The sequence below is a fragment of the Dactylosporangium sp. CA-092794 genome (assembly GCF_050948465.1).
Classification (GTDB): Bacteria; Actinomycetota; Actinomycetes; order Mycobacteriales; family Micromonosporaceae; genus Dactylosporangium.
In genome coordinates this window covers 3,671,640-3,684,192 of the sequence record NZ_CP192044.1, presented here as the reverse complement: position 1 = coordinate 3,684,192, position 12,553 = coordinate 3,671,640, and the positions used below count along the sequence as shown (strand labels likewise).

Genomic DNA, 12,553 nt, shown 5'->3' with positions numbered 1-12,553 from the left:
ATCGGAGTTAAACCGAAATCGGTTTAACTCGGACCGCGGCGTGCAATACCGGGCGATCCGCTACAGCCAGCGCCTCGCCGAGGCCGGCGCCGCCGCCTCGGTCGGGTCCAGGGGCGACTCCTACGACAACGCGATGGCCGAAGCGTTCAACTCCCTCTACAAGGCCGAACTCGTCCGCAACCGAGGACCCTGGCGCGGGCTTGACGACCTGGAGATGGCCACCGTCGAGTACATCGACTGGTACAACAACCGGCGCCTGCACGGCGAGCTCGGGCACGTCCCGCCCGCCGAACACGAAGCGCTACACGCGATGACCCACCCACTCACCGCAACCCTGGAAACCAAATAACTTCGTCTCCATCAAACCCGGGGCTTGACACCCCACAGGAAATTGCAGCCATACGCATATTTTCCGAGGCGGGGTATCAGGTTTCCATCGCCCAAACACGCGATGAATCTACGGAAGCACTGTCCGGCAACCACGATCAAGCTCACCGCTCGAAGAACGTCGCATAAAGGTCTCCCTGACGCGGTCATTCGTCGCGCCAGCTCCCCGTGTTCGATCCAGCCCTCAGCACCGGCAACCGGTCACCGCCCCGGCGCAGCCCGTCGAAGGGCTACGCCGGGCGTCCGGGGTGTTATGCGGCGCGGTCGTGACGCCGGTTGAGGCGCAGCAGCCGGGCCAGGGTGGCGCGTTGGTCCTCGCTCATCGGCCCGGCCTCGGCGGCAAGAGCCTGGATCTCGTCCTCGGTGGCGAGGTCCAACAGCCGCCGCGCCATCGGCAGCGTGCCGCGCGCGTTCGGGTGGCCAGGGGTATCACGGTTCGGGTTGCCCGTGTCCGTGTCGCTGCCGCCGGTCGGCCGGGTCGGGTCAGCCGTCGTGGTGGCGCGCCGGTTCAGCCGCCGGTCAGGGATACGACCGGACGTGTCGGGGTGGCTGGTAGCCATTTTCCTCCACTGTGGACGTTCAAGGGGTTCGGGGAGGTTGTGACCATTGCGGACTCCTTTGCGGGTTCGACGTTGTGCGGGAACGGTTGACGGACGCGCTACGGATCACGGCCGTTGGTGGACCTGCTGACAGCGGCCTGCACCACGACGGACGGGCCGGCAGGACAGGGGTTCGGGGTTGGCACGTTGGTGCCGCCCCGTCCGGCACGACGCCACCCGCCACGAGGTGGCCCCGCACCGTGGCGGGTGGCGTGACGGTTGACGCCGCAGGGCCGAGCCGGTGCGGCCCGGGGCGGAGGTTGCCTGGTGCGGCTGTCAACGGTCAGGACGAAGTTTGGTGTCCGCGAGCCGGGACTCAACTGTCCGTCAGCAACGATTTTTCAACGTCCGCGAGCAGCGGCCGGGTGCGGTCTGATGGTGGCCATGGCGCAGCGACCGGACGGCGAGCAGCCCGAGCTGACCGGTTGGGTGTTGGTGCGGATGGTGGTGCGTGAGTTCGTCCGGGACGTGCGTCACCCGACGCCGCTCACTGTGCGGTATCTGCGGTGTGATGGGTGCGGCCAGGTCACCGCCCACAGCACCGACCGGCGCCTGTACACGATCGACATGGCGCGGCGCGACATCACCGCGCCGCCACCGGAGGCGGTGTGCGACGCGTGCGGGCACGCCCAGCCCCGCACCGTTGGCGACGAGGTGCCCGTCGACGTGACGGTGACCTGTGCCGGGACCCGGTACCGCCGGTTCGGGTCTCGGCGCAGCCGCCGCCCGTGCGGGCATCAGTTCGCCGTTCCGGCCGCCGCCCCCGCAGTGCTGTGCCCGTGGTGCGCCACCGACCAGCCCAACCCCGCACGCCGGCAGCCGCAGCGATGAGCGGGCGCCGGGCGGGCCGGCGCTCCCGGTAGCCGCACCTGGCGCGGCGTACTTGCGCCCCGGACGGGCAGCGGTCATGCTGATGCGTGCCGCCCCGTCCGGGATGTGTTGCGCCGCAACGGTTCGCCGGTATCAACCAGCGTCGAACAACGCGGATGCCCGTAGCCGCCTGTGAGCGGACAGAGCAAGTTATAGCGTCCTGTCACAGGACACGTGGCTGACCGGGCGCGGTCGCCGGGACGTTCTGGAAGCACAGTGCCCGGGGTGGTACGGGCTACTGGTCGGGGTTCAGTGGCGACCTCCTCGTCGGCGCCCGCCGACGCGATTCTTGAGCCAGACTGGACAGCATGGATGCAGGACAGTGGCTCGCCACCGTGTTCACGCCGATGCTGGAACGGGAATCGTTGGCCTACAGCCAGGACGCGGACCTACTGCGCGGACAACTGGCCGCGCTGCACGACTGCGGTGTGCTTGACGACATCACGCACACCGACGCCCGGCAACGTCTCGACCAGGCAGTCGAGGCCGCCCGTCGCCGAGCACGCTTCGATGTCCGGCCGCCGGGCCTCATCAACCTCGAACCAGCGCCCGCCCCCGCGTTGCCTCGGGTACTGGCCGTCGCCCAACCCCTGGCGCAGGTCGACGGCATGCCGTTCGTGCTCACCAGCGTCGAACTGTGGACCAACCGCGTCGATCTGTTCGTTGTCGCAGTGCCGACCGCCGAGGCCGAACAGCACGTCCGTGAACAGGAAGCGAAACTCAACGAATGGGCCGTCGCGCGTCGCGAAGGCCGCGGCGGCGCAGGAACACTCAGCCCGCCCATGACACGCGGCCACCGCCTCTTCGACGTGGCCATCCGCCTCCGTGACGACCTCGGCACCAGCTACCGCATGATGAGCGGCAGCGCAGGAGGCACAGGCACAGACTGGCGGGTACACCGCCACTACGAACCCGACGTCCCGGCCAACGCCACCCAACTGACTGTCGAGGCCGCTGACGACGACGGACACACCGTGGGCAGCTTGGAACTCCCGCTCTGAACCCAACCAGGACCGGATCGTTCGAGCGACGCCACACTCCAACACACCAACGGATTCTTGGGCGTGAGCCACGACATGTAGTTGAGTGGCCGTGCCCAACGGACCCAACGAGGACGCCGGCTGGCACCCAACCGGCTCAGCCTCGTTGGGGGTCAGTTGGGTCATTGCCCTGGCCGGTTCCCCGGCGACGGCTACTGTCTCATGCGGCTTGGCCATAGCCGTCGGTGATGGTATGGGGGAGGTCGGCCAGTCGCAGCGGGCCGCCATCACGGTGGTGGAGCCACCACACCTGGTCGGCTGGGCTCCTACCGGTCATGGCGGGGTCGCCGCGAACGCTGGTGGCTACCGGGTAGCTGGCCCGGGCGTCGGTCAGCGCCTGGTGCAGATGCCGTTCCCGCAGCGGCGATTCCAACCAGAACAGCACCGGCCAGACCCGCCTGGTCGCGTGGGCGAGCGCCGCATAGCCGTCGAGCTTGCCGACCAGCTTCCACAGCGGTTCGGTCGACCGGTCGACCTCGGCGAAGAACGGCACCGTGGTGTGGCGTTCGCGCCAGATGCCGTGCCCGTCCGGGCGGACCGGTGCAGTGTAGGCCCGCACCTGCATGTCGTCGCCGTCCACGGCGAACGCGCCGGTCTGCTGGCAACGGGCGGCTGGCCACCAGCGCAGCAGGCCGGTGTCGGGGTGGATGCGGGCGTGGCCGGCGAGGTCGGTGAAGAACTGGTTGGTGGCCAGCAGGTGTGGCAAATTGGCCCGGTTGGTCAGGTGCCAGCGGCGTTTGCGGGCCTGGTCCCGGCGGGGTAGTTCGTCGCCGCGTTGCGCGGAGACGACATCGACGCCGAGCTGGTCGAGCACGTAGTGGTACGGGTACGAGCCGCCGTCAGGCTTGTGGGGCCGGAAACGGGCCAGTACGGCGATGGCGACGAGTTTGCGGAGCCGTTTCTGGGCGAAGTCGATAGAGGGGTAGAGCGCGTGGGCGATCTGGAATGAGGTGAGTACACCGTGGTCGTGCAGCCAGCCGAGCAGGATGTGGTCCCGGTCGGTCAACTGGGACTGCACGCGCAGGACAGCGTCGTTCATCGGCGCCCGCCGCATAGGGTTTTACCCCACCGGGAGGCCCCCAGACAGGGGTCTGTCGCGACCGCCCCGCCGATGCGGACACGGCCGGTGGCCTGCCCTGTTAGGTGGTGGCGGGGGTCCGGTTCGCGGTCTGGTTCAAGCCGGATACCCGGCCGGACGATAAGCCGGACTCCCGAGCCGACCCCGGCCGGGTAACGGGCAGGCAGCCAACCGATCGCCGTCCGGGTCGGCGCGGATAGCAGTGACTTGTAGGCAGGCATGGATGTCTCCTGGACGGTAAGGAACGGACTGATGGAGCCGCCATGTGGACCGGGCGGGGCGCTTGACCGAGGGCCAGGACGTGACCGGGCCGGCGGCCCGCAGACCAAACGGCGTTGGGTCGGGCCGAGACCAGTTGGGCGCCCGGCGCCTTGCGCCGTTCTGGGCGGCCGGGGTTAGGGTGTGGCGGCGTTGGATTGATCGGCGTGCGGGATTTCGGCCAGCCGCACCAGCGTGCCCCGCTCGGCGCCGGCGACGTTCCAGATCGCGTCGGCCGGGCTGGCGGCCCGGGAGCACCGGCGCAGCGTGGTGGACGCGACGGTCACCGGCAGCGGTGCGGTGGCCAGCCCCTGGTGCAGTTCGCGTTCCCGCAGCCCGGTGGGGGTGATCATGAGGATCGCGGCGACCGGTACGCCGCGGGGCGCCGTCCGGTAGCCGGCGAGCTCCCGGGTTGGGGGTGGCGGTGCCCGGTGGGTGAGCGGGGTCACGCTGTCGTCGTCAATGTGCAGCACGAACCGTACGGCGACGTCGTGTTCGATCCATATGCTGTACGCCTGCGGGCGGACCCCGTGGATGTCGTGGCTGGCCAGCCAGAGCGCGGTGTCCACATGACGGCGCCACCGGTACAGGTGCCCGTCGGGCGCGGCGGCCAGGCGGGCGAAGAACTCGGTGACCACCGGCCGGCCGAACGTCTCGCTGCCCAGCTTCGGCGGTACCGGGCGGCCCTCCTGCCGTAGTCGCCGCCGCAGCGCCCGCAGTCCAGCGGCCCCGGCGTGGTAGTGGGCCAGGTGGCTTCGGCCCCGGACCGATTCGTACCGCCGCACCAGACCCGCCTCCACCAGCACGCCCAAGTGCCGGACCGCGGTCGAGCGGCTGCCGAACAACAGCCTCGTGATCTGGTCGACCGTCAGTTCGCCATGCTCGGCCAGCACGCCCAGCACCGCCCAGTGCTGCAGCCCGAGCCGGCCAAGCACCGCCTCGGACGGGTCAACGTCGTCCGCAGGGATCGGAAACAACCGGCGCGGCCCGGCCCCGTACCGCCTCCGCACACGCCCCTCCTCCGCCCCCGGACCGGCAACGATCATGTCGGCCCGAGGCCCCTTCAGGGGCTTCCGCGACCGTTTCCTTGCCTACACATGGCTGATCAACAGCGGCCCATCCGGATTCGCTGTTCACTGCATCCACCGATCGGCTGATGTCAGACTCACCCACAATCGGCTGGCGTGTCCAGTGCACCAGGGGGCTGTGAAGCCGCTCTGCAGCCACGGCACCAGCGAGACAGCCGACCATTCGGCAGCGGGCGGACTCCCGCGCGATGGTTATTTCTCAATCACCAAGAGCTTCCGGAGAGCGCTCTCTTGCGTGTCGCTGTCCATCATGTCCTCCGAAACGCCCACGACACACCAGGGCAAAACACCTCAAGTATCCGAGCATCAGTTCGCCCGGCGTTCCCGTGCCAGCGGTGGCTGTCGTGATCACCGCAGCAGTCAGCGCGGTCGTGGCCGGCTACCGCCCCCGACACCGCGATCGGCGAACGGGTAGCCGACCTGGCCGCCGACGCAGCTGGCACCCTCAGCATCGACGCCCACCGGCGACCGTCCGAGGCGATGATCCGCCGAGTGCTTCAGGCCGTCGATCCGAATCTCCTCGCCGCGGCGATCGGCAGACGGCTCGCCGCGCGGATCCCCGCACCAGCACCCGGATCCAGACGCGCGATCGCCGTGGACGGCAAGACGCTGCGTGGCTCACGCAGCCGCGACAGCCCTGCCCGGCACGTCCCTGGCCGCCGCCGACCAGCACACCGGCATCGAAGGAGCGGAGGAGACTGGCGGTCAGTCCACTGTTCCGCAGCCAAGGCGAGGGATGATCATGTTCAGTGGTCAGGATGTCTCACGCGCCCGGTGGACGTGGCCGCACATCGATCGGGCAGCCGAGCGCGGCTGGTGGCCACCGGAACGATCGACATGAGCACAGCCGATCAGCTTCGCGAGGCGTTGAGTCCGGCCATCGACGAGCGTCCCGCAGCCCTCACCGTCGACTTCGCTGGCGTGACGTTCCTGGACTCCACCGCTATCAACGTGCTCGTCACCGCGCCGCGCGGGACGGCATAGCGCCCACCGTGGCGCGCCACCGGTCGGGGTCAGGCATCGCCCGTCCCGCCCCGGACGCTGGCCGTCCAGCAACACCGCGCGTCACCCTCACAGCTTGACACCCTCACCCCACCCGGCGCGAGATACCCGCCCGGCAGCGGACACGGTACGGCCGGGGCGAGCCATCCTCGCCCCGGCCGTCGCCGACTCCGCCATCGGAGCACCCGCGCGGGGTCAGCCGGCCGTCCCACGCACCTGTGCCAGCACCGAATCGAGCAGGCGGACCATCGAGGTGGTGTCGGGTCCTTCGACGTTGAGCCGCAACATCGGTTCGGTGTTCGACGGGCGCAGGTTGAACCACAACGCACCGTAGGACACGGTGAGCCCGTCGAGCCAATCGACGGACACGCCCGCCGTGTCGGCGTAGCTTGCACCCACCCGTTGCAGGGTCGCGGCCGGGTCCGGCACCTCCGAGTTGATCTCACCCGAGGCGTGGTAGCGGGTGTACTGGCCCGCGAGTTCGGACAGCGGCCGGTCCTGCCCGCCGAGCGCGGCAAGGACGTGCATCGCGGCCAACATGCCGGTGTCGGCGCGCCAGAAGTCGCGGAAGTAGTAGTGCCCGGAGTGCTCCCCGCCGAAGATCGCGTCATGCTCGGCCATGCGCTGTTTCATGAACGAGTGCCCGACGCGGCAGCGCACCGGCACCCCGCCCGCCTCGGTAACGATCTCCGGGACGGCCTGTGAGGTGATCACGTTGTAGACGATCGCCGCGCCGGGATCGCGGGCGAGTTCCCTGGTGGCAATCAACGCGACGATCGCGGACGGTGGTACCGCCTCGCCGTTCTGGTCGATCAGGAAACACCGGTCCGCGTCCCCGTCGAACGCCAACCCGGCGTCCGCCCCGTGCTCGACCACCGCCTTTTGCAGGTCAACCAGGTTCGCCGGATCGAGGGGGTTCGCCTCATGGTTGGGGAACGTGCCATCCAACTCGAAGAACAACGGCACGATCTCCAACGGCAGACTAGGCAGCATCGCGTCGCCGAGCACCGCCGGGGCGACGTGGCCACCCATGCCGTTGCCCGCGTCGATCACGATCTTCAACGGGCGGATCGCGGACAGGTCGACCAGTTCGCGCAGGTAACCGGCGTATGCGCCGAGCAGGTCCCGGCTGGTGACCGTGCCGGGTGGCCCGTCGAACGCCGCAACCCCGTTTTCGATCATGGTTCGGATGTCGCGTAGGCCGGTGTCCTGCCCGATTGGGGCGGCACCGGCCCGGCACAGCTTGATCCCGTTGTACTGCGCCGGATTGTGGCTGGCGGTGAACACCGCGCCGGGCATGTTCAGGTAGCCGGCCGCGAAGTACACCATGTCGGTCGAGCCCAACCCGGCGTCGATCACGTTGACACCTTGGCTGGTCGCCCCAGCGGCGAATGCCGCCGCCAACCCGGGCGAGGAGGGCCGCATGTCGCGCACGGTGACGATCGACTCCGCGCCCGACCAGCGGGCGAACGCCGCCCCGATCTGGACCGCCAACCCCTCGTTGAACTGGTCGGGCACGGTACCCCGGATGTCGTACGCCTTGATCAGCTTGCCCAGGTCTTGCATCCTCGCGGAAACCCCCTCGTAGTTGCAGGATCTAGAACTCTGACGGGGGGAAGACCACCCCGTGCGCCTCACTGGTAGTGAACACCATGACCCGCACCGGCAAGTCACGAAGCATCGCCAACACCGGCCCGATCGCGTCCAGCGGGGCAAGCGCGAACAGGCACCCGCCGTGCCCTGAGCCAGTTAGCTTCGCTCCGTACGCCCCGGCCGCCAGACAGCGCGTGACGCACTCGTCGATCAGGTCGGTTGAGCAGTGCACCAACTCGCGCAGCAACGCCTGTCCCTGATTGAGCAGGCCGCCGACCCGCGCCGCGTCCGGCGCTGCCGAGCGTAGTTCGGCGGTCATCTCGCCAACGATGCCGGTCGCCGCTTCGGCGTAGGCGCGCATCGCCGGATCGCCGGACCGGTACCGGTCCCGTTTCGAGGCGAGCACCGCCCGTGTGGTGCGCCGCTGGATGGTGTCGATGAGCACCAGCGGCGCGCCGAGGCTGCCGGACAGCCGGGTCACCCGGGGTTGCTCGCCCGCGTCGATGCGGCACACCCCGCCGTGCGTGCAGGCCAGGAAGTCCATCCACCCGGCGCCGGTGCCCAACTCGCCCGCCTCGGCGTGGTACGCCGCCCACGCCACGCTCGGGGCGGGCGGGATCACCCCGACCGCGAAGCGCATCAACGCCGCCGCCGTAGCCACCGTCAACGCGGCACTACTGGACAGCCCCGCCCCGACCGGCACCGACGAACGCGCCTCGATCGTCGCGCCGCCCATCAGCAGCGGCCACGAACCGGTGACCACCTTCGCCGTGGCCTGCATGTAGTCCAGCCCGTCCCCGGCGTAGGCGCCCAACTCCGGCAGGTGCACCACCCGCGTCGCGGGTTCGGTGTCCGGGGAGTGCAGCACGACCGGCCCGCCGTCGCCCCGGGTCACCGACACCTCGGTGTGCAGCGGCACCGCCGCCACCACCGACGGGCCGCCGGTCATCCAGTCCAGGGACTCCCCGGCCAGGCACAGCCGGCCCGGCGCGCACGCCGACACCGCCGCCGAGCGCAGCCGCTCGCGCATCTCAGCCATCGCCACGGCGGTCATCGGCGTGTCTCCGGCAACGGCTGCACACAGGTGGCGCACGCAGGCGACAGCGACCAGTCGGCGCGGGCGTGCGCGGCCCGGTAGGCGCGCATCTGCGCCGAGTCCCACAGTTCGGCGAACGTGGCGGTGCGCAGGTCCCCGATGACGTACCCGGCGTGTGCGGACGCCTCGGGGTAGACGCAGCAACACATCTTCATCCGGCCCCGGTAGTCGATGACCGCACTCGTCGCGGTCATCAGGCACGGGTCGGTACGCTGCCGCGCCAGCACCGGCAGCGTGCTCACCGACCCGCCCCGGTTGTTGTAGACGTCCACGATCGCCGGGGAGATCACCTCCACCCGCAGTCCGTCTGCCTCGCCGAGCGCCGCGAGCCCTTGCCGGACCGGCTGGAAGCGCCAACCAAGCGCGTCGATCAGCCCGGCCCGGTCCAACCACGTCTTGATCACGTCATAGCTGGGCGGGGTATCCGCACGGCGTGGGTAGCGCGTCACCCGCACGTAGGCCACCCCAGCCGCCACCAGCCGCTCAAACAGCGCGCAATCCAGCACGTCGCCGTTGCTGTAGACCGCCGGCCGCGCACCGGGCACCCGCGCCCGCACATAGCGGATCTCGTCCAGCAGGCGCCGGTTCAACAGCGGCTCGTTGTAGTTGTGGAACGCCAGAAACCCGGCGAACCCCAACCCGCCCAGCTCATCAACCACCCGGCGAAACAGTTCCCAGTCCATCACCTCCTGCCGACGCCGCGCCGAGTGCTCACCGTTCGGGCACCACGCGCACGCGCGGTTGCAGCGCCGGGAAGTCTCCACCTCCACGTAGCGCGGCAGCACCAACCTTGCCGTGTCGATCATGCTTCCTCCCCAGGATTCCCGCTCGCGTTCAGCCGCCCGCGCCACGGTGCCCGTGTGGTTACCCATCGGCCTTTACCGCCGTTGCTGTACCGGTGCCCGATGCTGGCGCGGGTGGTGGCCGTTCAGCGACGAGGCACCGGCCGTCGTCTGCCCGCTCCTACCTCTCATGTCCCGAACCGCCACCAGGCAGCGCATACAGCCGCGCCGATCCGCCACCCGATCCGGCCGCCGCCCGCATGTCCGGGCCGCCCGGGACCAGTTCCGCCACCACTCGGATCAACACCTGCGCAGCGCCGATCGGGACCACGACACCCGCCGCCTGTTCCGGGCCGCTCCCGGCCTGTTCGGTGTGCTCGATGAACGCCAGCAGCCGCCCCAGCGCGCCGCCGGTGTCCAGCACGGCATCACACGCCTCGATCACCTGCGCATGCGCGGCGCGTTCCGCGCACTCCACCTTCTGCACCAGCGACGCACTCACGAACACCCGCGCCGCCAGTTGCACCGAGGACAGCCCGCGCAGCTCCCGCCACCTGCGCAGCTCCGTGCCGAGGAAATGCCGCGCCGACACAAACGGTTCCAGCGCCTTCGGTGGCGGCGCCATCAGCCGGCCACCCGGTCCGCCACACCGTCGGCGTTCACTGCCGCGCTCCGTTCGCCCGCCGCCGAGTCGTCCCGGTGCGGAAGTTCGCGAGGTGGACCACGGCGGACCCGTCACGATCGCCCGTAGACGCCGGACCCGTTCCGTCACCGTCCATGGCGAAGACCGCCACCCGGGCGCCCGGACACGCCCGCAACACGTCGATCACCATCGCCGCGAGGGGATCGCCGGTCACCGGGGCATCCGAGGTGGACCGGTCCGGCTCCGCACGCCGCAACGGCAGCACCGCAGCGAGGGCGCGCGGTTGCAGCGACGGCATCACCGCCGCGCGTTCCGCCTCCACCTCAGGCCACCGCGACAGCAGCACCCCACCCGTGGCCAGCACCGCATCCGCGCGTCGGGCGAAATCCTCGGTCGGCCACCGCGCGCCGCGCTCCACCATCGCCACGAACTCCCGGCTGTAGTTGACCCGCTCGGCCAGCTCCCGTTGCGGCCAGCCCCGCACCGTGCGCCAGTGCCGCAGGTCCGCGCCGAACTGCCGTTGCGCCGCGCCAGGCTCCTGCCCGGGCAACGGTGCCCGCCCGGCCGTCATCGCCGCCCCCGCCATGCCGCCATCGAGTACACCCGCCCGCCGTCCGGGCCGTCGACCTCGGCCGCGTGCCCGGTCAGGGCGTCAGTCCCAGACACCAGCAGCCGTATCAGCGGCCCGCCCGTGCCGCCATCGGCAACCGTGATGCTCGCCATCGCGCCCGCCGCAACGACCACCTGCACCGCCGGCCACCCGTCCCGAGCCTGCCTGCCGTCCACATCGAACACGGCCCCGTCAGGCCCGACCTGGACCAGCCCCGGCGCCGCCGGTTGCCCGGCCTGCGATGGCTGCGCGCCGGTCGCGTCACCCGCGGGCAGCGGCGCCATGTAGTCCCTGATCCGGAACAGCCCCAGCTCGGCATCACTCGCCACACCCAGCACCGCCCGCAGCGCATCCCGCACCAGGACCGACGGCCACCGGGTATCGCCACGTTCCAACTTCCCGATCGACCGCTCGGTGAGCCCGATATCACGGCCGTGCTGGGTGTACACCCAGGCGTTCAGTGCGTCGGCCAACTCCTGCCGCGACAGCGCCCGGCCCGACCCGGACGGCGACACCCGCGCCAGCCTGGCCCCGCGCAGCAGCTCGTTCGGCACACGCGGCGCCACCCTCGGCGCCACCACCTCACCAGGTGTTCCGGGATCGTCGTCCATCGCGAACCACAACCGCTCCCGCGGAATCCGCAGGGTCCGCGCAACGAACGTCAGCCAGTCCAGATGCTTCCGCGCCCGGCCCGTCTCCAACCGGCTCACCTGCGTCTGCGCCAACCCCAGCCAGCCGCCCACCACGGGCTGCGGTATCCCCTGCCCGCCATGCCACGGATGCCGCCGATACGCCCGCAACACCTGCCCCATATGCTGCGCAGCGAGCGCCTCAGCCAGGGGCGGATGGTCCCAGAACTCTGGCGGAACCCGAGGCGGCGCCGCCTCCAGCTGCAACCGCCGCACCTCGCACGGCCCGCACCAATCCCCGGCATGGTCCCGCGCCAACCGCGTCCCGCACCGGCACCGCCGCACCACCGCGCCCGTCACGACGCCACCCGCAACCATGCGCCACCACCCGAGGCAGGGATCGCCCCGGCGTCACCGACCACCCCACTGTCGGGCGCGCCCAGCGAGGCCAGCACCAGCATCCGGAACCGCGTCCGCGCGTCCACACCGGCCAGCCGCAGCGCGTCATCCAACACCGACTGCGTCGCCTGACTCGGCGGCGACGGCCGATGCCGGTCCTCCCACCGCTGCACCGTCGACACAGCCATCCCCAACCGCTCCGCGAACGCGCGCACACTCAACCGCAACGCCTCACGCAACATCCGGATCTCCCGACCTGTCCACCGGGCCACTGCCACATCACAGCCGCAAGCCGGCGCATGAAGGCAGCCCACCGTCCCGGTTGCCCACGGCTGTCCGACCGGCACAACCGCCGACGAACCGCGCCCGGCCCCCGCCTCCACGCGGGCGGCGAGCATGTCACGACTCGTCACCGAAATCGCCTCTCCGTCGCTGTGTCACGTCCGACGTCTCCACATCCATCCCGAACGGCCACTCCG

Annotated in this window: 13 protein-coding genes and 1 pseudogene; 4 read left to right on the top strand and 10 right to left on the bottom strand. The window is 70.5% G+C overall.

What is annotated here, in order from left to right:
• Positions 1 to 25: 25 nt before the first annotated feature.
• Positions 26 to 349 (top strand): annotated as a pseudogene (locus ACQPXD_RS15835) (integrase core domain-containing protein); the annotation flags it as partial.
• A gap of 289 nt (positions 350 to 638) precedes the next feature.
• Here the strand turns inward: ACQPXD_RS15835 and ACQPXD_RS15830 are convergent.
• Positions 639 to 947, bottom strand: coding sequence for a hypothetical protein (locus ACQPXD_RS15830; RefSeq protein WP_432839057.1), 309 nt, complete (start codon positions 945 to 947; stop codon positions 639 to 641).
• 423 nt (positions 948 to 1,370) lie between these two features.
• Between ACQPXD_RS15830 and ACQPXD_RS15825 the strand changes: the two genes are divergently transcribed.
• Both ACQPXD_RS15825 and ACQPXD_RS15820 read left to right on the top strand, forming a co-directional pair.
• Entirely contained in the window at positions 1,371 to 1,817 is a 447-nt protein-coding gene (locus tag ACQPXD_RS15825; RefSeq protein WP_432839055.1) for a hypothetical protein, read from the top strand.
• Between the two features lie 347 nt (positions 1,818 to 2,164).
• Positions 2,165 to 2,857 (top strand): hypothetical protein, encoded by a 693-nt coding sequence (locus tag ACQPXD_RS15820; protein WP_432839053.1) that lies wholly within the window; start codon positions 2,165 to 2,167, stop codon positions 2,855 to 2,857.
• A gap of 199 nt (positions 2,858 to 3,056) precedes the next feature.
• On the opposite strand, the gene ACQPXD_RS15815 is transcribed toward ACQPXD_RS15820, so the two are convergent.
• Positions 3,057 to 3,935, bottom strand: coding sequence for a replication-relaxation family protein (locus ACQPXD_RS15815; RefSeq protein WP_432839051.1), 879 nt, complete (start codon positions 3,933 to 3,935; stop codon positions 3,057 to 3,059).
• A 434-nt stretch (positions 3,936 to 4,369) separates the two neighbouring features.
• Positions 4,370 to 5,242 carry a replication-relaxation family protein gene (locus ACQPXD_RS15810; RefSeq protein WP_432839049.1) on the bottom strand — a complete coding sequence of 291 codons (873 nt, stop codon included), beginning with the start codon at positions 5,240 to 5,242 and terminating at the stop codon, positions 4,370 to 4,372.
• A gap of 915 nt (positions 5,243 to 6,157) precedes the next feature.
• Here ACQPXD_RS15810 and ACQPXD_RS15805 point away from each other — a divergent pair.
• Positions 6,158 to 6,304, top strand: coding sequence for an STAS domain-containing protein (locus ACQPXD_RS15805; protein ID WP_432839047.1), 147 nt, complete (start codon positions 6,158 to 6,160; stop codon positions 6,302 to 6,304).
• 213 nt (positions 6,305 to 6,517) lie between these two features.
• Here ACQPXD_RS15805 and ACQPXD_RS15800 read toward each other — a convergent pair whose 3' ends face one another.
• From ACQPXD_RS15800 to ACQPXD_RS15770, 7 genes are all read right to left on the bottom strand, one after another.
• Entirely contained in the window at positions 6,518 to 7,888 is a 1,371-nt protein-coding gene (locus ACQPXD_RS15800) for a phosphomannomutase/phosphoglucomutase (protein ID WP_432843858.1), read from the bottom strand.
• Between the two features lie 31 nt (positions 7,889 to 7,919).
• Positions 7,920 to 8,969 carry a mevalonate kinase family protein gene (locus tag ACQPXD_RS15795; protein WP_432839045.1) on the bottom strand — a complete coding sequence of 350 codons (1,050 nt, stop codon included), beginning with the start codon at positions 8,967 to 8,969 and terminating at the stop codon, positions 7,920 to 7,922.
• Positions 8,966 to 9,817: a radical SAM/SPASM domain-containing protein gene (locus tag ACQPXD_RS15790; RefSeq protein ID WP_432839043.1), complete on the bottom strand. Its 852-nt coding sequence runs from the start codon at positions 9,815 to 9,817 to the stop codon at positions 8,966 to 8,968. Before ACQPXD_RS15790 ends, ACQPXD_RS15795 begins: the two co-directional genes overlap by 4 nt.
• A 157-nt stretch (positions 9,818 to 9,974) precedes the next feature.
• Positions 9,975 to 10,418 (bottom strand): helix-turn-helix domain-containing protein, encoded by a 444-nt coding sequence (locus tag ACQPXD_RS15785; RefSeq protein ID WP_432839041.1) that lies wholly within the window; start codon positions 10,416 to 10,418, stop codon positions 9,975 to 9,977.
• A 34-nt stretch (positions 10,419 to 10,452) separates the two neighbouring features.
• Positions 10,453 to 11,022: a helix-turn-helix domain-containing protein gene (locus ACQPXD_RS15780; RefSeq protein ID WP_432839039.1), complete on the bottom strand. Its 570-nt coding sequence runs from the start codon at positions 11,020 to 11,022 to the stop codon at positions 10,453 to 10,455.
• A complete protein-coding gene (locus tag ACQPXD_RS15775) occupies positions 11,004 to 11,942 on the bottom strand; it encodes a hypothetical protein (RefSeq protein ID WP_432839037.1) in 939 nt (312 codons plus the stop codon). Before ACQPXD_RS15775 ends, ACQPXD_RS15780 begins: the two co-directional genes overlap by 19 nt.
• 89 nt (positions 11,943 to 12,031) lie before the next feature.
• On the bottom strand, positions 12,032 to 12,472 hold the full coding sequence (locus ACQPXD_RS15770) for a helix-turn-helix domain-containing protein (protein WP_432839035.1): 441 nt from the start codon (positions 12,470 to 12,472) through the stop codon (positions 12,032 to 12,034).
• Positions 12,473 to 12,553: the final 81 nt, after the last annotated feature.

Excerpts from the sequence above, each read along its gene's own strand:
- ACQPXD_RS15780 (WP_432839039.1), bottom strand. The coding sequence starts at position 11,022 with ATGGCGGGGGCGGCGATGACGGCCGGGCGGGCACCGTTGCCCGGGCAG.
- ACQPXD_RS15830 (WP_432839057.1), bottom strand. The coding sequence starts at position 947 with ATGGCTACCAGCCACCCCGACACGTCCGGTCGTATCCCTGACCGGCGG.
- ACQPXD_RS15770 (WP_432839035.1), bottom strand. The coding sequence starts at position 12,472 with ATGCTCGCCGCCCGCGTGGAGGCGGGGGCCGGGCGCGGTTCGTCGGCG.
- ACQPXD_RS15785 (WP_432839041.1), bottom strand. The coding sequence starts at position 10,418 with ATGGCGCCGCCACCGAAGGCGCTGGAACCGTTTGTGTCGGCGCGGCAT.
- ACQPXD_RS15825 (WP_432839055.1), top strand. The coding sequence starts at position 1,371 with ATGGCGCAGCGACCGGACGGCGAGCAGCCCGAGCTGACCGGTTGGGTG.
- ACQPXD_RS15790 (WP_432839043.1), bottom strand. The coding sequence starts at position 9,817 with ATGATCGACACGGCAAGGTTGGTGCTGCCGCGCTACGTGGAGGTGGAG.
- ACQPXD_RS15820 (WP_432839053.1), top strand. The coding sequence starts at position 2,165 with ATGGATGCAGGACAGTGGCTCGCCACCGTGTTCACGCCGATGCTGGAA.
- ACQPXD_RS15795 (WP_432839045.1), bottom strand. The coding sequence starts at position 8,969 with ATGACCGCCGTGGCGATGGCTGAGATGCGCGAGCGGCTGCGCTCGGCG.
- ACQPXD_RS15800 (WP_432843858.1), bottom strand. The coding sequence starts at position 7,888 with ATGCAAGACCTGGGCAAGCTGATCAAGGCGTACGACATCCGGGGTACC.
- ACQPXD_RS15815 (WP_432839051.1), bottom strand. The coding sequence starts at position 3,935 with ATGAACGACGCTGTCCTGCGCGTGCAGTCCCAGTTGACCGACCGGGAC.
- ACQPXD_RS15805 (WP_432839047.1), top strand. The coding sequence starts at position 6,158 with ATGAGCACAGCCGATCAGCTTCGCGAGGCGTTGAGTCCGGCCATCGAC.